This window comes from Arthrobacter sp. NPDC055138 (assembly GCF_053607305.1).
The window spans coordinates 317,232-336,777 of sequence record NZ_JBSGTH010000001.1 but is presented as its reverse complement, the minus strand read 5'-3'; the positions used below and the strand labels follow the sequence as shown (position 1 = coordinate 336,777).

At 62.1% G+C, this 19,546-nt stretch carries 19 protein-coding genes; 9 read left to right on the top strand and 10 right to left on the bottom strand.

Going from position 1 to position 19,546, the window contains the following annotated elements; translation table 11 throughout:
• Positions 1 to 10 precede the first annotated feature (10 nt).
• The gene (locus ACWF5H_RS01620) at positions 11 to 994 is read right to left on the bottom strand and encodes a sugar ABC transporter substrate-binding protein (RefSeq protein ID WP_452034399.1); all 984 of its coding nucleotides are present in this window, start codon (positions 992 to 994) and stop codon (positions 11 to 13) included.
• Positions 995 to 1,348: 354 nt separating this feature from the next.
• On the opposite strand from ACWF5H_RS01620, the gene ACWF5H_RS01615 reads away from it, so the two are divergent.
• The 9 genes from ACWF5H_RS01615 (at position 1,349) to ACWF5H_RS01575 (ending at position 11,810) form a co-directional block, all read left to right on the top strand.
• Complete coding sequence (locus ACWF5H_RS01615) at positions 1,349 to 2,098, top strand: polysaccharide deacetylase family protein (RefSeq protein WP_452034397.1); 750 nt, start codon at positions 1,349 to 1,351, stop codon at positions 2,096 to 2,098.
• Positions 2,095 to 2,907 carry an SDR family NAD(P)-dependent oxidoreductase gene (locus ACWF5H_RS01610; protein ID WP_452034395.1) on the top strand — a complete coding sequence of 271 codons (813 nt, stop codon included), beginning with the start codon at positions 2,095 to 2,097 and terminating at the stop codon, positions 2,905 to 2,907. Before ACWF5H_RS01615 ends, ACWF5H_RS01610 begins: the two co-directional genes overlap by 4 nt.
• A 53-nt stretch (positions 2,908 to 2,960) precedes the next feature.
• Complete coding sequence (locus ACWF5H_RS01605) at positions 2,961 to 4,112, top strand: C45 family autoproteolytic acyltransferase/hydolase (protein ID WP_452034394.1); 1,152 nt, start codon at positions 2,961 to 2,963, stop codon at positions 4,110 to 4,112.
• Entirely contained in the window at positions 4,105 to 4,836 is a 732-nt protein-coding gene (locus tag ACWF5H_RS01600; protein ID WP_452034392.1) for an SDR family NAD(P)-dependent oxidoreductase, read from the top strand. The genes ACWF5H_RS01605 and ACWF5H_RS01600 overlap by 8 nt, the downstream gene beginning before the upstream one ends.
• A gap of 32 nt (positions 4,837 to 4,868) precedes the next feature.
• Positions 4,869 to 6,215: an APC family permease gene (locus ACWF5H_RS01595; protein WP_452034390.1), complete on the top strand. Its 1,347-nt coding sequence runs from the start codon at positions 4,869 to 4,871 to the stop codon at positions 6,213 to 6,215.
• 87 nt (positions 6,216 to 6,302) lie between these two features.
• Positions 6,303 to 8,360, top strand: a complete 2,058-nt coding sequence (locus ACWF5H_RS01590) for a hydantoinase/oxoprolinase family protein (protein WP_452034389.1) — start codon at positions 6,303 to 6,305, stop codon at positions 8,358 to 8,360.
• 2 nt (positions 8,361 to 8,362) lie between these two features.
• Complete coding sequence (locus ACWF5H_RS01585) at positions 8,363 to 10,021, top strand: hydantoinase B/oxoprolinase family protein (RefSeq protein WP_452034388.1); 1,659 nt, start codon at positions 8,363 to 8,365, stop codon at positions 10,019 to 10,021.
• Positions 10,018 to 11,430, top strand: a complete 1,413-nt coding sequence (locus ACWF5H_RS01580; protein WP_452034386.1) for an NAD(P)/FAD-dependent oxidoreductase — start codon at positions 10,018 to 10,020, stop codon at positions 11,428 to 11,430. Before ACWF5H_RS01585 ends, ACWF5H_RS01580 begins: the two co-directional genes overlap by 4 nt.
• On the top strand, positions 11,430 to 11,810 hold the full coding sequence (locus tag ACWF5H_RS01575) for a cupin domain-containing protein (protein ID WP_452034384.1): 381 nt from the start codon (positions 11,430 to 11,432) through the stop codon (positions 11,808 to 11,810). The genes ACWF5H_RS01580 and ACWF5H_RS01575 overlap by 1 nt, the downstream gene beginning before the upstream one ends.
• Before the next feature lie 234 nt (positions 11,811 to 12,044).
• Here ACWF5H_RS01575 and ACWF5H_RS01570 read toward each other — a convergent pair whose 3' ends face one another.
• The 9 genes from ACWF5H_RS01570 to ACWF5H_RS01530 form a co-directional block, all read right to left on the bottom strand.
• On the bottom strand, positions 12,045 to 13,220 hold the full coding sequence (locus tag ACWF5H_RS01570; protein ID WP_452034383.1) for an NAD(P)-dependent malic enzyme: 1,176 nt from the start codon (positions 13,218 to 13,220) through the stop codon (positions 12,045 to 12,047).
• Positions 13,221 to 13,297: 77 nt separating this feature from the next.
• Entirely contained in the window at positions 13,298 to 13,780 is a 483-nt protein-coding gene (locus ACWF5H_RS01565; protein WP_452034382.1) for a hypothetical protein, read from the bottom strand.
• The gene (locus tag ACWF5H_RS01560; protein ID WP_452034381.1) at positions 13,780 to 14,529 is read right to left on the bottom strand and encodes a maleate cis-trans isomerase family protein; all 750 of its coding nucleotides are present in this window, start codon (positions 14,527 to 14,529) and stop codon (positions 13,780 to 13,782) included. The genes ACWF5H_RS01565 and ACWF5H_RS01560 overlap by 1 nt, the downstream gene beginning before the upstream one ends.
• A gap of 60 nt (positions 14,530 to 14,589) precedes the next feature.
• Positions 14,590 to 15,393 carry a GntR family transcriptional regulator gene (locus ACWF5H_RS01555; RefSeq protein WP_452035311.1) on the bottom strand — a complete coding sequence of 268 codons (804 nt, stop codon included), beginning with the start codon at positions 15,391 to 15,393 and terminating at the stop codon, positions 14,590 to 14,592.
• A 2-nt stretch (positions 15,394 to 15,395) separates the two neighbouring features.
• The gene (locus tag ACWF5H_RS01550) at positions 15,396 to 15,665 is read right to left on the bottom strand and encodes a hypothetical protein (RefSeq protein WP_452034379.1); all 270 of its coding nucleotides are present in this window, start codon (positions 15,663 to 15,665) and stop codon (positions 15,396 to 15,398) included.
• Positions 15,662 to 16,522: a nitrilase-related carbon-nitrogen hydrolase gene (locus ACWF5H_RS01545; protein ID WP_452034377.1), complete on the bottom strand. Its 861-nt coding sequence runs from the start codon at positions 16,520 to 16,522 to the stop codon at positions 15,662 to 15,664. Before ACWF5H_RS01545 ends, ACWF5H_RS01550 begins: the two co-directional genes overlap by 4 nt.
• A gap of 4 nt (positions 16,523 to 16,526) precedes the next feature.
• Positions 16,527 to 17,669 carry a DODA-type extradiol aromatic ring-opening family dioxygenase gene (locus ACWF5H_RS01540; protein WP_452034375.1) on the bottom strand — a complete coding sequence of 381 codons (1,143 nt, stop codon included), beginning with the start codon at positions 17,667 to 17,669 and terminating at the stop codon, positions 16,527 to 16,529.
• A gap of 2 nt (positions 17,670 to 17,671) precedes the next feature.
• Positions 17,672 to 18,685 (bottom strand): hypothetical protein, encoded by a 1,014-nt coding sequence (locus ACWF5H_RS01535; protein WP_452034373.1) that lies wholly within the window; start codon positions 18,683 to 18,685, stop codon positions 17,672 to 17,674.
• Between the two features lie 14 nt (positions 18,686 to 18,699).
• Complete coding sequence (locus ACWF5H_RS01530; protein ID WP_452034372.1) at positions 18,700 to 19,473, bottom strand: SDR family oxidoreductase; 774 nt, start codon at positions 19,471 to 19,473, stop codon at positions 18,700 to 18,702.
• Between the last annotated feature and the right edge of the window lie 73 nt (positions 19,474 to 19,546).

Sequence of the window (19,546 nt, the reverse complement as noted above, 5' to 3'; positions counted from 1 at the left end):
CCCATGGGAGTTACTTGACCTTTTTCGTGTAGAACTGGTCGGCGTTTTCAGGGGTCACGCGTGTCGAGGCGATGTTGATATCACCCTTCAACGTTCCTTCAGCAGCGCCCAGCAGCAGCTCCACATTCTTCTCGGCTAGTTCCTTCGCGGGCAGAATGTACCCCAGTCGCCAAATACCCTTCGGTTCCTTGATCAGATCCAAGGATTCATTGGTGGCATCCAAGGCGCCAAGCAGGTAATTCGGATCGTGGGGATCGACTCCGTACTCTGTCAAGGCACGATAGGCGCCTATCATTTGCCCGTCGCCAGTGGAAAGCCACACCTTAGTATCCGGATTCGCGCTGAGCTGATTACGCGTATTTTCCATGCCGTCCTCAACCGTGAGCGCTGGCATGTCGGCGATCTTGACATTTGCCCCGGCATTTATCAGGCCCTTCTTGATGCCTTCGGTCCGGTCTCGCCCAAGATCGGTTTCGTAGTAACTGAACAGCCCGACCGGAACTTCGGCCTTGCCATACTTTTCGACGATCCATTTACCGGCTTCCTCACCAAGCCTGACACCGTCTTGGAAGTTATCGATGACCAGCGCAGCCTCGATGCCGTCCCATTGGGTTGCATAGCCGACCACGGGAATACCTGCCGCATTGGCCTGCTCCGTGACAGCAGCCATGGAATCGGACTGTACGGGATAGCCCATAATCGCCTTCACATCGCCCCGCTGGATCCATGACTCCCAGCTGGACACCTGGTTCTGGATGTTCCACTGCGGATCGTCGCTGAGCAGTTCGTAGCCTGCTTGTTCAATGGCCGGCTTCATGTATGCCAGTTCGTCCACCCAGATCTGGATGTCCAAACCAGCAAAACTCATCGCTACTGCACCTTTGCCTTGGCCACCCGAATCTGTTCCTTCGGCACCGGCCGGTCCACAGCCGGACAATACCAGGCAAGCAGCAAGGCCCGCGGAGGCGAGCAAGGGGATCATGCGAGATTTCATCTTTTCTCCTGAAATGGACAGTCCAACATCATTGGCGGATGTCTTCGCGGTGCGGGGAACGAAATTCCCATTCGGCTAATTCGTTGAATGCCATGACACACTGCCAAAGGAGCGGGTGACATGCGTCATATGACGTACATCAGGTAACGATTCAAGCCCCCGCCGGAAAGCGGCCCGGGGGTATCTGTCAGCATCACCAGACCTGACAACGGAATACGTCAAATGACGCATGACGAACCGCTGAATGTTCCCAACAATGGGTCGACCATCGAAGTTCTGCCAACTCGCTGCCAGCCGCCGAAGACCAGGAGAGAAATGTTCAATTGGCCCCATGGCCACCGTTACGGGGCAACGGTGAGCTTTGACTTCGACGCCGAGGAAGTTTGGATCGGCGAAAACCCCGACAATGCCGACAGGCCCGGGGTCCTTTCGCAAGGGGCTTACGGCCCGAAGGCCGCTATCCCCCTGATCCTCAGTTTGCTCGAACGGCACAATATCTGCGCCACCTTCTTTGTCTGCGGCCGCGACGCCGAGCGCCACCCGGAATCGATCCGGTCCATCCTTGCAGCGGGCCACGAAATCGCCCATCACGGTTATACGCACGTTTCCCCGACCGTCCTGTCCCTCGAAGAGGAGACCTTTGAACTCAAGCGCGGGATAGAGGCACTGCAGGATCTGGGCGCCGAGGTGGCAGGCTACCGGTCACCGTCCTGGGACTTCAGTGCAAACACGCTTGATTTGCTCGAATCCCACGGATTCTTGTACTCGTCCAACCTGCTGGATGATTTCGTCCCTTACCGGCATACCGCGCACGATCTGGCCGAACTCCCGGTGTCATGGATCCTCGACGATGCACCTCACTTCTGGTTCGCCAATGACACGTGGGAAAAGACCATCCGGTCCCCGAGGGAGGTACTGGACGTCTGGCTGCCGGAAATTGAAGGTATCGCCTCCCTCGGGGGCCACGTCATGCTCACCATGCACCCGATGATCATCGGGCGGCCTTCCCGTCTGGCCATGCTTGATCAGGTGCTCACACACCTGATCGCAACCGGAGCATGGATCCGGAGCGCCCGCGAAACAGCGCAACTGGTGGGCAAATGAGCGTCTTAAAGGCATGGCCGGAGGGAACAACCACGGGAGACGGCCAGGAAAAGGTGGCCATTGTCACCGGAGCCGCAGGGGGTCTGGGTAAATCCATTGCCTTGGCCCTGCTCGAGAACGGCTACCGGGTTGTCGCCAGCGATGTGGCTCCATCCCTGCCGGAGTCCCTGCGTGCCCCTGCCGGAACCGGCCCGCTGGTCCATGCGGTGATGGATCTGGCCGATCCTGAAACCGGCCATGAGCTGGTGGAACTGACCTTGGACACCTTCGGGCGCTGCGACGCCGTGGTGAACAATGCTGGCGTCGGCGGTCCCGGCGTGGAACTTTCCGCGACCACCGACGCACAGTTGACCGCTGTCTTTGAGATAAATCTGCTGGGTGCCGCACGGCTATGTCGTGAAGCGATCCCGCACCTGCGCCAAAGCGGGCAGGGACGCATCATCAATATTGGTTCGCTCTTTGCCGATCATCCGGCACCCGATGGTGCGGCGTATTCCATGTCGAAAGCTGCCTTGGCCGCCCTGACCCGGTGTATCGCCGTCGAAGAAGGCAGGCACGGTATAACCGCCAACACTATTGCACCCGGCTACATGCTGACCGAAATGCATGAGCAGGAGGCGGCCCTGCAGGCGCAGCGGCAAGGTGTCCACTTCGAGGAATATCTGGCGCAACTGCGCTCCATGGTCCCCCTTCAGCGGCACGGCACCGGGCGCGACGTCGCCAGCGCCGTGCTGTGGCTACTCACGGACGGGGCGGCATATGTTTCCGGACAGACAATTCCGGTTAATGGCGGACTGGTTTTTTCCTAGCAGGATTCCGGCAGAAGACAACGTGAAACATTCGGGCAGAAGGGGCCGTCACGATGGTCGCAGGCAAATTTCCACGAATCAGAGTCTCCGGGGATCCCTTGGAGCGGGGGCGCCAATACGGAACGCAGGCGAGATCTCAGGTGTTGGCCGCCAAGGCCGGCTACGAACGGTCCTTCGCGGGAGCAGGCTTGCGCTGGACTGAAGCATTGGCTTTCTCCAAACGCTATCTGGAACCGGTCCGGGAATCATTCCCTGCGCAGATTGCCGAAATGCACGGAATCGCTGACGGTGCCGGAATACCTTTCGACGATATTTTCGCCATGAACTGCCGAACCGAAATCCTCTGGACGGCGTTCGCCAACCGCGCTGGTCAAGCCCCGTGGCGCTACGGTGCTGAATGCAGCTCCTTCGCCCTCACACCGACTAGGACGTCGTCAGGTAATACACTCATGGGACAGAACTGGGACTGGCTGCTGCACGGCTTCGAGAGTGTGGTGCTGCTGGAAGTGGAGCGCCACGACGGCCCCAATTTTGTCACGATCGTCGAAGCGGGCCTGCTGGCCAAAACAACGCTGAATTCGGCTGGCGTTGGCATAGCCGTCAATACCTTGGTCTCGTCCCTAGACAATGGCCAGCCAGGCCTACCGTTCCATGTCCTGATCCGCGCTCTGGCGGACTGTCGGACAGTCTTCGACGCCATCGAAACCCTCTCCGCCCATTTCCGAGCTTCCTCAGGGAACTTTGTCGTTGGAAGCCCCGGCGGAGCGATAGTCAATATCGAAACGGCGCCGGGGGAAATTCGCACTGTCCGACCGTTAGTGGCCGCCGCTGGTGCACTGGTCCATACCAACCATTTCCTCGACAACATTGCTGGCGGCCACGACCTCGCCGGCAGTGCCATGGCTGACAGCTTCATCCGCCTACAGCGTATGCGCGAACTCGTGGCCCATCCCCCGGCCCCGGCCACTATTGACTCCCTCGACGCTGCGTTGGCAGACCACATCGACTATCCCGGTTCCATCTGCTGCCATCCCGACCCCCGGTCCACCGAGCACGAACGCTGGTCCACCGTCATGTCCGTGGTGATGGATCTGGAGCAGCGAACCCTGTACCTGAGCGAAGGAAATCCCTGCGAAGCAGAACGGGAACGACTGAACTTTGGCCCGCTTCTCACCGAAAACAGCAGGCAGGCAGCCCATGTCTGAACCCGCCCCGGTACTGGCAGTCACTGGAGCCGCCTCCGGAATTGGCGCCGCCACCGTGCAACTGGCACTCGAGAGCGGCTACCGAGTGGCGGCACTGGACAGGAAGGCACCACATTGCACCGCCCAGGAGAACCTGCTCCAGCTTGCCTGCGACGTCACGGACACGGCTTCACTCGAGCACGCCTTAGGATGCGTCGAGGAACGCTGGCCGGCCGGACTCGAGGCTCTGGTTCATTGTGCCGGCATCTACCGGACGTCAGCAGCCGAAACCCTGGACTTAGCGGTTTGGCAAGAAGTCCATGATGTCAACGTCACAGGAAGCTATATGGCCGCCTCCATCCTGGGACGTCCGCTGCTCAGGCGGGGCAAAGGCAGTATCGTCCTGCTGAGCTCGATCGCCTTCGCGCTTGGAGACGGGACGGAGCCTGGAGCTGCGTACGCAGCCAGCAAAGGCGCAGTGGTGTCGCTAGGACGCCAGCTGGCCGCCGAGTGGGGTCCGCGCGGCGTCCGAACAAACGTGGTGGCTCCTGGAGTCATCCATACCCCGATGACGACCATCGTCAACAGTCAGGAAGGACTAGGCAAGGTCCTGGAAAACATTCCGCTGCAACGTCTCGGGGCAGCCGATGAAGTCGCCCATGTCTGTCTCTATCTGGCTGGCCGCAACTCCAGCTACGTCAACGGTGTGGTCCTACCCGTCGACGGCGGCCAGACCATCGTCTAGACCGAGCCCATATTAATAAGTCAGGAATACACATGTCTACTGCAGCGAGAACGGCACAAGGAACAGGACTTAAGAAAGTCCTTCGCCTGCCTTCGGCCGTATTGTTTGGCCTTGCGTACATGATCCCGCTGACCGTTTTCACTACCTACGGCATCGTGAACCAGCTCACCGAGGGCCACATTGTCTCTTCCTACTTGGTCACCTTGGTGGCGATGCTGTTCACGGCGGCCAGCTACGCGAAGATGGTCCGCGCCTTCCCCCAAGCAGGCTCGGCGTATACCTACACACGCAGGACCCTCGGCGGGGACATCGGCTTCCTGAGCGGGTGGACGCTGCTTCTGGATTATCTCCTGATGCCAATGATCACCTATCTGGTGATTGGGATCTATATGAGTGCCAGTTTCCCGTCCATCCCGCAGTCCGCCTGGATTGTCCTGTCTCTTGTTCTGGTGACCGTTTTGAACATCCTCGGCATCAAGTTCGTGTCCAAGACCAGCAGCATTCTGCTGGGCGTGCAGGCCGTCTTCCTCGTGGTGTTCGCCGTCATGGCGCTGCGGGCTGCATCGGGGAATCCAATGCCGTCCATCGCCGACATGATGTTCGGGCAAGGCCCGGGCACGGCGGTGATCTTCGCCGGCTCCGCCATCCTGTGCCTGTCGTTCCTAGGCTTTGACGCGGTTTCCGCGCTGGCGGAAGAAACCGTCGATGCCCGCAGGGTGATCCCGAAGGCCATTATCCTGGTCACGCTCGCCGGCGGGCTCCTCTTTGTCGTCATATCGCTGATCGCCAACTTGGCCTTCCCGGACTGGACCGCCTACTCCAGCGTGGACTCGGCCGCACTCGACGTCATGGCCGTCTCCGGCGGAAGCTTCTTGGAGGCCTTCTTTACCGCGGCATACATCGCCGGCTGTTTCGGCGCTGTCCTGGCTTCACAGACAACGGTCTCGCGGATCCTCTACTCGATGGGGCGCGACGGCGTCCTGCCGAGGAGGGTTTTTGGCTACCTTCATCCACGGTTCCGCACTCCCGTATATGCGACATTGGTTGTCGGCGCCATCGGTCTGGTCGCCCTGTTCATCGATCTAACGCTGGCCTCTTCGCTGATCAGCTTCGGTGCCCTCGCCGCCTTCACCATGGTCAATATCGCCGTCATCAAGCACTACTTCATCGACGAGCGCCGCCGCTCCGGGGCGGACGCCGTCCGCTACCTGGCCGCGCCGCTGGTGGGCGTCGGGCTGTGCGCCTGGCTCTGGACCAGCCTCTCCGGGACCGCCTTTATGGTGGGTCTCTCCTGGATGATCATCGGCGCGGTCTACCTTGCCGTCATCACCCGGGGCTTCCGCAAGGCTCCGCCTGAATTGGAGTTGGCCGACGCCTAGGCCGCACCTCCTCGTCCACTCGTCTACGTTTACAGCGGCGTCACCGCCGCCGTGCCGTTCCGGCACGCCCGGAAGAAAAGGATCCACATGTCTCCCAACCCATCCTGGACCGTCAGCATTGATGCCGGCGGAACATTTACCGATGCGATCGCGCGCTCCTCCGAAGGCATGTCGCTTGTAGCCAAGACAGCCTCGACCCCGGAAGATCCGTCCCGGGGCCTGACCAATGCCGTTGCAGAACTGGCAGCGCAGGGCATGAACCTCGACGACGTTGCTCTCATCTGCCACGGCACCACCGTGGCTACCAACGCCACGTTGACCGGAAATTTGGCAAGAGTCGCCCTGGTGACCACCAAGGGTTTCCGCGATGTGCTTGCCTACCGCCAAGGCAGCCGCCCGAATGTCTACAGCCTCTCCCCCGAACGGCCGCGCGAACTTGTAGACCGCTGCGCACGGTTCGAGGTCGACGAGCGGATTGGCAGCGACGGCAACGTCCTCACCGCCCTGCGCGACGATGACGTAGCCGCCGTCGTCGACGCCGTGGCCGAAGTGAACCCGGAAGCCATCGCCGTCAGCCTTTTGTTCAGCTACCTCAACCCTGCCCATGAGGAAAAACTTCTCACCGCGCTGGCAGCACGCTTCCCGGACACCCCCATCAGCCTATCCAGCCACATCGCCCGTGAGTTCCGGGAGTACCCGCGGACGGCGACAACCGTCATTAATGCCGCCCTGCGACCCGTCGTGGCCGCCTACCTGCAACGGGCGGCAGACGCGCTGGCGGATATGGGCATGACGGCTCCGTTCCAGGTCATGCAGTCCAACGGCGGTTCCGTGCCCGCCGAACGGGCGGGACGCCAAGCCCACCGTTTGATTCTCTCGGGGCCGGCCGGCGGCGTGAGCGGGCTGATTCGGGCCGCGGAGCAACACGGACTCGCCAATGTCATCAGCTTGGACATGGGCGGCACGAGCGTTGACGTGTGCCTGGTCCGGGACTCCCTGGCACCTTACACCAGCATCCAGCAGGTCCAGGACCATGTTCTGATCGCGCCCACCGTGGACATTCACACCATCGGGGCCGGAGGCGGCAGCATCGCCTGGGTCGACCGGTCGCAGCGCTTGCGCGTCGGACCGCAGTCCGCCAAGGCGGTTCCTGGGCCGGCCAGCTACGGCCGCGGCGGAACGGAGCCGACGCTGACCGATGCTCATGTGGTGTTGGGAACGCTGGGTACGGAAAGCCTCGCGGGCGACCTCCGCCTGGACAAGGCCGCCGCAGAAACGGCGGTCAAGGAGGTTGCCGGCCAGTTGGGCATGGACGTGAGCGAGGCCGCCGAGGCGATACTGGCCATCGCGCTGGCCCATATGGTCCGAGCGGTTCGCAAGGTCAGCGTCGAACGCGGACTGGACCCCCGCGACTTTACGCTCTTCCCTTTTGGCGGCGCCGGCCCGCTGCACGCAGGAATGCTGCTGCGCCACTTGGGGCTTGCCAGCGTGGTGGTACCGTCCCAGCCGGGGCTCTTCTCTGCCGACGGGCTGCTCGCCGCCGGGCTACGCGTCGATGATGCCCAGACCGTGCTTAAGCCCTTCAACGCCGCCGCACTTCCGCCGATCGCCGAATGGCTGGCAGATCGAAAGCGGGCCTTGACCACTCAGGTCGTGGAGGACGGGGCATCTGCCGAGACCCTCGAAGTCCTTGTCACTGTGGACGCGCGCTACCTAGGGCAGGGCTATGAACTCACCGTCAACCTGGACGGAACGGAGTTTGAGAGCCTCGCGCAGATCGCCGACAGGTTCCATCCGACCCACCGTGAACTCTACGGCCACAGCTCGCCGCAAGAAACTGTGGAAATCGTCACTGTACGGATCGCCGTCACCGGTCGCTTCGACCGCGTGGACAACGACTCGGTCCTTCCAAGCGGCTCCGAACAGCTTGCGCCCGAGGCGATCGTCGGATCCCGGCTGGTCCGGATGCCCGGCAGCGGAGAGATATCGACCGCCATTTTGGACCGGACCAAGCTCACGGTCGGCAACATCATTGCCGGCCCCGCCATCATTACCCAGATGGACGCCACCACCGTCATGCTCGCTGGACAAACGGGTCTGGTGGCAGCCAACGGCGACATCATCATCACGGAGGGTCAGAAGTAGCCATGACAACAACCGAACAACAGATCGCAGTGGACACAGTGACCTTTGAAGTCATTTCCTCGGCCTTGCATTCCATTGCCGAGGAAATGGGGGTCATCCTCAAACGCTCGAGCTACAGCCCGATCATCCGCGACATGGACGACTTCTCCTGCGCCCTGTTCACCCCCGAGGGAGACCTGGTTGCACAGGCCGACTACATCCCGGCCCAACTCGGCGCCATGTCGCTCGTCGTCAAGGCCATTATTGAACGCTGGGAGGGACAGGTCAGCGACGGCGACGCCTTCATCTGCAACCACCCATTCCTCGGTGCCATGCACCTACCAGATGTCAACGTAGTCACGCCGATCTTCGTCGGCGGCAGGCTCGAAGGCTGGAGCGGCACGGCCGCGCATCATATCGACGTCGGAGGGGTCAACCCCGGCAGCGAAGGACCGGAACTGGAAGACATTTTTGCCGAAGGCCTCATCCTGCCGCCGGTCCGGCTATCGATCGCCGGGGTGGAAAACCCGGATGTCATCTCCATCATCACGGACAACATCCGGGATCCGCTGAGCACGGTCAGCGATTTGCGGGCCCAACGGGCAGCTTGCGTGCTCGGTTACCAGCGGCTCAACGAACTAGCTGAGCAGTACGGCATGGATGTGGTCTCCGCCGTCATGGTCCGATCCCTCGACGTCGTGGAAAAAGCAGTGCGCAATTCACTCCGCGACCTGCCCGACGGCAGTGGCGAGGCCGAGGGTTTCCTGGACGACGACGGGATCGACGGGCCTCCCACCCGAATCCACGCCAAGGTCACCAAGCGGGGCGACGCCCTGACCATTGATCTGTCGGGGTCGAGCGCCCAGGTGCGGGGTGCGATGAACGTGCCATGGGCCAGCGCCCGCGCCGGCATCGTTTACGCAGTGCGGGCTGTAGTAGCCCCGGACCTCGGCGCCAACGACGGGTTGCTCCGAGCCGTGGAGGTCATCGCCCCCAAGGGCAGCGTATTGAACCCGGAGGCACCGGCAGCGGTGTCCATCCGGCACAACACCTGCCAGCGCTTTGCTGACACTTTGATCCAAGCACTGACCGACCTCTGGCCTGAAGAAGCCGTCGGCAGCAGCACGGTCAGCTTCTTCTGCATGAATGTTGGCAGCACCTCGCCCATCACCAACCGCCCCGCCGTTATGGCAGACGTCGTCGGCGGCGGCACCGGAGCCACCAACACCGGCGACGGTGTCGACGGTGTGGATACCTACATGTCCAATGTTGGCGTCATGCCTGCAGAGGTAGTGGAAACGAACTACCGGATCCGCATTCTCAAGAACGAGTTCGTGCCCGGATCCCAAGGCACAGGCAAGTTCAACGGCGGGATGGGCCTGCGGCGCGAGTACGAAATCCTGGACCAGCCTCAGCGCGCCACGTTCTACGCCGAGCAGACGAACGGCAGGTTCGCCCCGCAGGGCGCTGCCGGCGGCACTGCTGCCCAACCGACTCGCATCACGGTTATCGCCCCGGACGGCACCGAATCGGTGGTGGGCACGAAGACGTCAACCACACTGCAGCCCGGCACCGTTGTCCGTGTGGAGACCGCTGGCGGCGGTGGGTTTGGACTGGCTGCGGAGCGGCCCGCCGAGTTGGCAGAAGCGGACGTTCGGGACGGAAGGCTGGTGCAGGCATGACAACCACCGCCACGGACCGACGCCGGGCTGAGCAATCCCTGGCCAACGCTAAGTATTCTTCCGTCTGGTTCGAGGGCATGGCCGAGACGGAGGGGGAAAAACTGGCCGGACAGCACAACTGCGACCTGCTGGTGATCGGCGCCGGTTTCGGGGGTCTCTGGGCAGCGATGCGGGCGAAGAAACGGCATCCGGACTGGGCTGTCACGGTAGTGGATTCGCATGCCATCGGCCAAGCGGCCTCCGGGCGCAACGGCGGCTTTGTCTCGTACAGCATCACCCACGGACTGGCGAACGCCCTCGCCCGCTGGCCGCATGAGGCCGAGCTGCTGGAGCGGCTAGGACTGGCAAACCTCCGCGCTTTCAAAGCGGATCTGGAGGAGGCAGGGATCGACGCCGGCCTCAGCACGGCGGGCAAGCTCCAGGTGGCACTCCAGCCGCACGAACTGGCCGAACTGGAAGCATCCGTGGAACCGGCGCGCCGCTTCGGCCGCCCGCTTCAATTGCTATCCGCCGAGGAGACCCGTGCACGGATCAACTCGCCGGCCTTCATCGGCGGCGTCTTCGACCCCACGGGAACCTACCTGGTAGAGCCCTACCGATTAGTGCACGGAATGCGAAAGCACTTGGAAGCGGAGGGAGTGACGTTTTTCGAGCACACTCCCGCGGAGGGCCTAACGGACGCCGGCGACCAAATGGAAGTGAAAACCCCTTACGGTCTAGTCCAGGCCGGCCGGGTCATCCTCACCACCAGCGCCTTCCCGTCTCTATTGCGGCGGAACCGGCTTGCCTCTGTCCCCGTCTACGACTACGCGCTGGCCACCGAACCACTCACCGCAGAGCAGTTCGAAACCATCGGCTGGTCCGGGCGTGAAGGGCTGACAGACGCAGCCAATCAGTTCCACTACTCGCGCATCACCGCTGACGGGCGGATTCTGTGGGGTGGCTATGACGCGATCTATCATTACGGCAGCCGCATCTCCCCGGAACTGGAACGGCGCCCTGAAACATTCAAGCTGCTCGCCGAGCAGTTCTTCGAGACCTTCCCGCAGCTCGAGGTAAGGTTCAGTCACGCCTGGGGCGGCGTCATCGATACGTCCACCCGGTTCTCCGCGGCATACGGCACCGCCTACGGTAAAAAAGTCGCCTACGCCGTCGGCCATACCGGCCTCGGCGTCGGCGCGAGCCGTTTCGCGGCGGACACCATGCTGGATCTTCTGGCTGGAGAACGCACGGAACGAACCGATCTGCAGATGGTGCGGCGTCCAGCCATCCCGTTCCCACCCGAACCGGTGCGCGCCGCGGGTATCAACCTCACCCGGCACGAGCTGGCCCGGGCCGACCGCAACGCAGGCCGGCGGGGCCTGTGGCTGAAGACACTGGATGCACTCGGATTGGGGTTCGATTCCTGATGGACAGCACACTGATTCCCGGTAAGCCGCTCGATCTCGACGACCTGGCTTTGGAGCACCGGCCTGTGCCCGAGGACCAGGTGACCGCCGGCAGACCGACTACCGGCGTACACCGCCTGGGCGTGTTCGACGGGCTCGACGTTGGTGTCTGGGAGATGTCCGCGGGCGGGATGCACGATATCGAATCCGGGGAACTGTTTATGGTGATATCCGGCAGCGCAACCGTGCAATTTCATGACGAAGACGATCAGGGCCCTGCCGGACGGGTGGCGTGGCTAGGCCCCGGGACCCTGTTGCGACTGTCCGCAGGCATGCGTACGACATGGTCGGTGCACGAGAGCTTGCGCAAGATCTACTTCACGCCCTCCGCACTGCCCTAAGGTCTCAAAACCACTGAGGCAGATGCTGCAGCTCGGCACCCTATATCATGTGAGGTCCATCTCCGCTAACAGACAACCCACGGCGAGAACTCAGAACCAAGTTTCGACATATTCACGGTTATCGGCATCCCACCGGGTGATGCAGGCCAGCATTCTGGTGGAACGGCTACATCGGGCCCATGCCTCGGCGTCGACGCTTCTATCGGCTCGAGCAGGTGCTCCTTCGCGGAGAGTTTACTCGAAGGAGGCGGCTGCTACAGCGGCGCTTACAGCAGGGGCCACCCGCTCATCCAGTGCGCTCGGGATGATGTAGTCCGCGGCTAGGTCCTCACCCACCAGAGATGCGATGGCGTCTGCGGCCGCCAATTTCATCGCGGGTGTGATCTGCTGGACGCCTGCATTCAGTGCGCCCAGGAAGATCCCGGGAAATGCCAAGACGTTGTTAATTTGATTGGGGAAGTCGCTGCGTCCGGTGGCTACTACGGCGCCGTACTCCAGTGCGACGTGCGGATCCACCTCAGGCGTTGGGTTCGACAACGCAAAGATGATGGCGTCAGTGTTCATCCGAGCGAGACTCTCTTCGCCGACTCTCGACGAGGAGACACCAATAAAGACGTCCGCCATGTCCAGGGCCTCGTCGATGCCGCCGGTAAGTTTTCGGGGATTGGTTCGCGAGGCGAAGCTCGCCTTGACCGGGTTCATCCGGTTTCGGTCTTCGTGAAGGATTCCTTGTGAATCCAGCAGAACGATATCGGGTATGCCTGATTTGAGCAGAATTTCGGCCACTGCGATACCGGCAGCGCCTGCTCCGGATATCACGACACGCAAGGTTGGCAAGGACCGGCCGGTGAGCTTGGCCGCATTGGTTAGCGCCGCGAGGACTACGACCGCGGTGCCATGCTGGTCATCGTGCATCACCGGACAGTCAAGCGCCCGAATCAGTTTCTCTTCCAGTTCAAAGCAACGCGGCGCGGAGATATCTTCGAGGTTAACGGCGCCGAAGCTGGGCCGTAGGCGTACCAGTGTCTCCACAATTTCGTCCACATTGGTGGTATCCATAACCAACGGAATGGAATCGAGGCCGGCGAATGTCTTGAAGAGGGCCGACTTGCCCTCCATGACCGGCAATGACGCCCGGGGACCAATGTCACCCAAGCCCAAGACCGCTGTGCCATCACTCACCACTGCCACTAGACGGGAGGTCCAAGTGTACTTAGCGGCCAACGATGCGTCGCGGGCAATTTCATTGCTGACCTGGGCTACGCCAGGCGTGTAGCCAATGGACAAATCTCGGGTTGTTGCCAGGGGAACGGTGCTGTTAACGGACAGCTTCCCACCCTCATGAGACTTAAGAATCTCCTCAGTTGTCAGGGCGAGCTGCTGGGTGGCGGCGGTAGATTCGGGGCTCATTATTGGATTTCCTGAAGTCTGCGTTGGAGTAAAGGGAATACGATCTAGGAGCGGCGTCTGGTGTAGCTGTAGATCAGCTACATCAGCAGCGAACTGCGGCTGAGGGCTTGGTCAAGCGCGACGACAAGCGGTTCACGGCCAGTGGTACCGGGCGGTACAACTGTCAGACGGGGGAAGTCGGTTACTAGCACGGGCAACGCCCAGACAGGTCCTTCAGCGATTAAAACGACTTCCGTTCTTTGTGTGCTCTCGTCGGACTCCAGATGCGACAGCAGAACGATCAGCGACCACAGCTCTTGCGGCTCATAACCTATGACCATGGCCACCGGCATTTGGCTATCGGCGTCTTGTTTCGCTTCGGAGCAACTGGGCACTTCGGTCGAAATGCTCCGGAGCCATTCCCGTGTGAAAAAGGTATCCGGATACTCGGTCACGCGGGTGCCGCTCGTCTTTGCCCACTCCTGTAGGGCATCCCGCTGCTGGCGAAACAAAGGTGCCCCAAGGTTCACGCTGATTGCCGCAGGTGCCGGCGGCACCGTCGAAACATCAGCGCCGGGCATTACGCACCGCCGAGCAAGGCACCCGCCCGCGGCGCCACCGCCTCAAGCCCCAGGTCGGTCAGAATACGCCACACCGTGGCCGACGCGGCGGAAAGGACGGGAATGTCGAAATTCTGCTGGACTACGTCCAGTACCGGCAGCGAGGGCATCTGGACACAGGCACTCAACACCAGTGCATCGGCGCCAACCGTATTGACCCGCTTCGACAGCTCGATCAGCTGTTGCGGATCCAGCCGGCCGACCTCCAGATTATCGGGCACTTCAAGGCTGATGGAATCAATCACTTCGATCCCCTCGCCGCCGATGTAGTCGCAGACCGTCGCGGTTAGATCCTTCATGTATGGCGCGATGACGGCAATCTTGCGTGCCTTCAGGTGATGCAAGGCTTCCACCAAGGCACCGGCGGAGGAGACCACCGGAATCCGGTAGCCCGATTCGTCCTCGGCGACCTCTGCCAGTTTCTTTTGGGAATCTCGGTGATACCCCTGCCCCTGGGCCATAATCGCGACGAGGCAGGCATAGGCCATGACATCTACCCGGGCGTCTGCCAGCTCTGCCGCGCAGCGCAGAGAATCCCTATCCATTGCTGTCAATTCCTCCGGGGTGACATGCTTCATGCGCATTCTGGAGGAATGAAAGCTGAACCGCTCTGGGTGCGTCTGTTCGCGGCCCCTGAGGATGGCCGGAATTTCGGTCTCCATCGTGGTGTTGGAACTGGGCACGATCAGTCCGGCACGGTAAGTGGTCATGTCTCTCCTTGTGGGAATACGGGGCATGTCAGTCGCCGGCAAAGCGTTCCAGATGAAGGGTCAACCGGCGACATAATGCAGATTCGAAGTCTTAAGTTCAGGCAATTCTGGTGGCTCCCCCTGAAGCCACCGCACCCGGTACGGTCGTACAGCATCGGGCTCGCCGAGTCCTTCGATTTCCATGTGCATCGCTTGGACGGCGACCTTCAATACCTTGAAGGTGTGTTTGGGTTCCGCTTCAAGGACAAGTCCGATGGCAGCATCCAATAGATGGAACTCCAGGAGGTGCCGGGCACGCCCACCATTTCGTTCCATGACTGCCTGGAGGAAGATTCTGTCGAGCCAAGTGAAGTCGGCGATGGCGACCGGTCGGCCGAAGTACAGCCGTTGGTACCGGTAAATTTGGGCATGCAGTTCCTTGGTCAAGTCCGCGGACGCTTTGGGATAGCGGTGCAGCAGCACGTTGTGGTACTCGCTGTGCGCTTCTTGGAAATCACGGGTCGAGACTGCCGGCTGTTCCATCCGGGACAGCGCCCGTTCCATCACCGCGATATCTTCCTCCGTCACTTGGGGAGCGATGGCGGCAATAGTGGCAGGTTCAACCAGCAGCCGAAGATAGTAGGATCCCTCCACGTCTACGATCGACGCCGGAGCCACTTCCATCCCGCGGTTGGCCTTGCTGATGACCAGGCCCTCGTGCGTGAGCCGTTGCAGTGCCTCCCGCAGGGGCGTCCTGGAGACTTCCAGTTCCGCCGCGAGTTCCTGCTGAGAGATCCGCATCCCGGGTGAGTAGACTCCCGAGATGATCCGTTCGCGGATCTTCTCAAGGGTTTCATCGACCGCAGTTCCCGGCCGTTTGAGCATGGTCACGCCTGGTCCTCCAGCGTTTCGTCCGCGCCAAGGTGCTTTTGGTACATCCGGCTGAAGGTCTCCGGGTTCTGCAGTGAGATGATTTCAAGCTGCATGGCATCCAGCAGAATCCGCGTTTCGGTCCTGGGCACCAACAGCTCAAGCCGTTCACCGTTCCGTGTGTAGACCTTGCGGACGCTCACACCAGCAAACTCATTGCCGATCCCGAACCATTCGTCGGCTGCTATCACTCCGGTCGGCAGAGCATCTAACGTCTCGTCACTCATGGGTTCTCTCCTTCTGTTCGGATCTCCAGTACTCGTGGGTCAGCCGAATAGGCCTCTGGTTTCGTTCCTTGCAGGACGGGCAGAGACGCGCGGGCCCGGTTGACCTCTCCGACGTCAAGGGTGAGCACTTGCACGGCCGGGGTCTCTACACCCAGGTCGGTCATGACTTCACCCCACGGAGACACGATCATTGCATGTCCGTACGTTTCGAAGGCGTCGTAACCCGGCCCCTGGGGCGACCGGACGGTCGCCGGGGCCACGACGAAGCAGCCGTTCTCGATGGCCCGCGCGCGCAAAAGCGTCTCCCAGTGAGCTTCGCCCGTCGACTGGGTGAACGCCGAAGGCACCAGGAGTATTTGGGCGCCCGCGAGAGCCAGCCGGCGGTGAAGCTCGGGGAACCTGACGTCATAACAGATTGTAAGTCCGATGAGCGTTCCATTGAGGTCGAGCAGAACCGGCTCGGTACCTGGCCGCTCTACACTGCTGGCCTCGAAGGACTGCCCGTTCACCCGCGCGTCGAACAGATGGATCTTGTCGTACCGTCCCGTCAGCTGTCCCTTGGGATCGATGACGAGGGCCGAATTGACCACGCCGCCCGGCGTGGCATTCTTCATGCCCCCCAAGATCACAGTTGTGCCGTACTCCGCGGCCGCCGCCCGAACCGCTTCGACCTCGGGTGCGGCCTCGGACAGGACCCGCTCGCGCATCTGTACGTTTGTACCCAGCATGAGGCCGTTTTCCGGCAGGACAACCAGCTCAGCCTCCTCCGCCGCCGCCTTCCCAATGAGATCGACGGCGACGGAGAGGTTGGCATCGACGTCAGTAGTGGCGTTCCACTGGGTCAATCCGACTTTCAATTGTCTAGCCACCGTGAACGGCCGCCCCTGCGCTAGTGATTGAAGCTGCGGATCCACCCGCGGCCTCCAGGTCCATGTGCACGACGGTCCACCCTCCACCGGAGGCGTCCATGGGTTCGTAGGCGTACACCTTCCCGCGCACGCCCGGCCCCACAATTCCCAGCATGATGAGCCAGTTCATGAACTCATACTGTCCGTGGTCCAGCAGTGGGTACGGCTCGAAGCCGCCGAGGTCCAGACCCCGTCCGGCCTGGAGCATTTGCAGGATGAAAGTGTCGAACTCCGGATCCACGTGGCCGAACTTGCCCGGGTCCAGCCAGTGCGAGAGGCCGCCGGTGGCGAGCATCGCCACGCGCAGGCCGGATTCCTCGATGGCCTGCCGAAGCGCCTTCCCGAATTCGCGTGCAGTGAACGGTGAGTAGCTGCGGTGTGGTTGGGTGATGATCGGGATGACGGGAATCTCTGGCCGGGGCAGGATCAGCCGCAGCGGGACAATCAGCCCGTGGTCGAGATCGACCTTCCCGGATTCCTCGACTTCCAAGCCCGCGCCTCGAACGGCGGCGATCAGGCTGGCAGCCAGTTCCGGTGCACCGTTGAGTTTAAGGTCAAGATCGGGGCGCTTGAAGAACTCCATGGAGCCCGTATGGCTGTCTCCGTTGCCGATCACAATGTGGGCGGTGTCGAAGCTTTGGAAATGGCAGTCAGCTGTCACCAACACGACATCGGGATTGGCCGCTGCCAGGTCCGCGCCCAAGCGGCGGTAGCCCTCCAGCAGTCGTTCCACTCCCTCGCTCGGGTCGATTTCGGGCCGTGCAAGCAGGTCAGGCACATGAGAGCATCCGCCGGCAAAAACAAGACCACGCGGCAGGTCCGCCGGCGGCAGCGGTGTTTCCTCATCGACGACGAACATACCGGTACTCTCGGTGTCGCCTAGATTGTCGTTGAACCAGCGGCTGACAAGGATCGTGATCCCGTCGTTGACGCCGGCGGAACGGAGCCGGTCCCTGTCGCCGGCCACGATGGCTGACGCCCATGATGCGTCGATACCCAGAAGATCTGCAGCCTGCTCCGGGTTCGAACGGATTTGTTCCAGCAGGTCGGAGTCGCGGGCCAGCGTCAGGATGGCCTTTTCCAGTTTGGCTCGCATGTTTACTCCTCCACCAGGGCGCCGCCGGTGACCACCGCTGCGCCGTCGATAGTTACAGTGCAGTCCCGCATGGGAACGTCCAAGTGGGCGGGGGTCTCGCGGTCGGCGAAGCGGTTGGAGCCTGTCGACCACATGAAGTTCCCCGCGGTCGAACGCAGTTCTTGGCCGTAGAGGGTCCGCGGGTCGTAGACGTCGAACGCCGACCAGCGCGCAACCGGCAGCAAGCCCCAGCCCATATGGCTCAGTGCCCAGACTTCGGAGTCGTTCCAGCTCTCGAAGTAGTCGCGCAGCACGTGAGCGTCGGCCCCGTTTCCGGAGATGTCCTTGATGAACCCCTTTTCCACGGAGATCGTCACGGTGTCACGGACGTAGCGCTGCCAGGGGATCAACGCGTCGCCCGGCTGGAGGACAATCTGGCCTTCGGCGGTCCGGTCGCGGGGGAAGCAAGCGACGAATCCGCTCGGCCAGTGGTCCCAGCGGCCCGGTTCGTCTACATAACCCCACTGGTGAGTGATTGGCAGATCCTCACCCGAGATGTCGGCGGTGAGGTCTGTTCCTGCTGGGCTGGTCACGTGCAGGACGCTGCCCTCTCGGAGCTTCCTGCCGCCGGCCTCAACGGTGTTACGCAGCTCCGGGCCGCCCATGAGGCGTTCCAGCACATCGTTGGGTTCGGCGATGAAGAGCATCCGCTTGCCGTTGCCCGTAATCCGCGTGCGCACGTCTGAGTGGATGAGCCCGCCCACGGTCACATCTACTACAAAGTCGCATTCGCCGGCGGCGGCCAGCAGTGCCGCCACCTCGCGGCCGTCAGCCTGATAGGGGGGCAGCATGGGGCTGGACAGGCTGGACGCGTGCAGAACCAGTGCGCTTGCGCCGAGCTGGCGGGCGGCCGCTACTGCTGCGTCAACATACGACTGCTTCTGCCCCAGCTCGGCGATGACAGCGACCGTCTCGCCCGGGGTTACTTTGCACAGGCGGAACTGCTCAACGAAGTTCTCGGTCAATGTACGAGGCATGTCTTTCCTTCTTCCTAGTTGGAGGCCGCGACGGCTCCGCCGTCGACCGTAATAGTGGAACCTGTCATGAAACTTGCCCGGGGCGAGACGGCAAACGCCACTACGTCGGCGATCTCCTCGGGTTCGGCCCAGCGACCCAGCGGGATACCGGCCACCACATTGGCAATCTCCTGATCGGGAGTGGTTCCGTGGGTGTCGGCCTTGGCGGAGACAATGTTCTGCATCCGTTCAGTACCCGTTGCTCCCGGCATCACCTGCAGAACGCGAATTCCTTCCGCAGCCACCTCACGCGCCAGCGTCTTAAGCATTAGGGAGGCCGCGGAGCGGTAAGAGGCGGACAATGCCCCCCCAGGGGCGGGCTGGCGCACCCAGGTGGAGGACAGCAAGACCATCGTCCCGCTGCCCTGCTTCCGCATTTGCCGGGCACCAGCCAAGGCCAGCTGCACCACGGGACGCAGGAGCGTGTCGTGGGCGGCGTACCAGTCCTCCCAGCTCGTTTCCAGCACGGGCGCGATCTTCGGGCCGGGGGTGTTCAGCACCAGCACGTCCAAGCGCCCATGCTGCCGGACCACGTCGCCGACCAAACGGCCGGTGGCTTCGGCGTCGGAGAGGTCGCTGACGATAGGAATGATGTTTCCTTGACCGCGTTTTTCCTCTTCCCGCTCGGCTGTCCGTGCTCCGGCGACCACTGTCATGCCCTCATCCGCCAACCGGCAGGCCACGGCCCGGCCGATTCCACGGGAGGCTGCGGTTACCAGTGCCGTCTGCCCTGCGATTTCCAAATCCACAAAAAGCTCCTTCGGTTGTGTTGGGCCCGGGGCCCCGTGGCGGCGGGGCTCCCGAAGACCGATGCCTGAAACT

Excerpts from the sequence above, each read along its gene's own strand:
- ACWF5H_RS01535 (WP_452034373.1), bottom strand. The coding sequence starts at position 18,685 with ATGCCTCGTACATTGACCGAGAACTTCGTTGAGCAGTTCCGCCTGTGC.
- ACWF5H_RS01605 (WP_452034394.1), top strand. The coding sequence starts at position 2,961 with ATGGTCGCAGGCAAATTTCCACGAATCAGAGTCTCCGGGGATCCCTTG.
- ACWF5H_RS01575 (WP_452034384.1), top strand. The coding sequence starts at position 11,430 with ATGGACAGCACACTGATTCCCGGTAAGCCGCTCGATCTCGACGACCTG.
- ACWF5H_RS01595 (WP_452034390.1), top strand. The coding sequence starts at position 4,869 with ATGTCTACTGCAGCGAGAACGGCACAAGGAACAGGACTTAAGAAAGTC.
- ACWF5H_RS01555 (WP_452035311.1), bottom strand. The coding sequence starts at position 15,393 with ATGCTCAAACGGCCGGGAACTGCGGTCGATGAAACCCTTGAGAAGATC.
- ACWF5H_RS01570 (WP_452034383.1), bottom strand. The coding sequence starts at position 13,220 with ATGAGCCCCGAATCTACCGCCGCCACCCAGCAGCTCGCCCTGACAACT.
- ACWF5H_RS01600 (WP_452034392.1), top strand. The coding sequence starts at position 4,105 with ATGTCTGAACCCGCCCCGGTACTGGCAGTCACTGGAGCCGCCTCCGGA.
- ACWF5H_RS01620 (WP_452034399.1), bottom strand. The coding sequence starts at position 994 with ATGAAATCTCGCATGATCCCCTTGCTCGCCTCCGCGGGCCTTGCTGCT.
- ACWF5H_RS01590 (WP_452034389.1), top strand. The coding sequence starts at position 6,303 with ATGTCTCCCAACCCATCCTGGACCGTCAGCATTGATGCCGGCGGAACA.
- ACWF5H_RS01610 (WP_452034395.1), top strand. The coding sequence starts at position 2,095 with ATGAGCGTCTTAAAGGCATGGCCGGAGGGAACAACCACGGGAGACGGC.
- ACWF5H_RS01560 (WP_452034381.1), bottom strand. The coding sequence starts at position 14,529 with ATGACCACTTACCGTGCCGGACTGATCGTGCCCAGTTCCAACACCACG.
- ACWF5H_RS01540 (WP_452034375.1), bottom strand. The coding sequence starts at position 17,669 with ATGCGAGCCAAACTGGAAAAGGCCATCCTGACGCTGGCCCGCGACTCC.
- ACWF5H_RS01580 (WP_452034386.1), top strand. The coding sequence starts at position 10,018 with ATGACAACCACCGCCACGGACCGACGCCGGGCTGAGCAATCCCTGGCC.
- ACWF5H_RS01550 (WP_452034379.1), bottom strand. The coding sequence starts at position 15,665 with ATGAGTGACGAGACGTTAGATGCTCTGCCGACCGGAGTGATAGCAGCC.
- ACWF5H_RS01585 (WP_452034388.1), top strand. The coding sequence starts at position 8,363 with ATGACAACAACCGAACAACAGATCGCAGTGGACACAGTGACCTTTGAA.
- ACWF5H_RS01565 (WP_452034382.1), bottom strand. The coding sequence starts at position 13,780 with ATGCCCGGCGCTGATGTTTCGACGGTGCCGCCGGCACCTGCGGCAATC.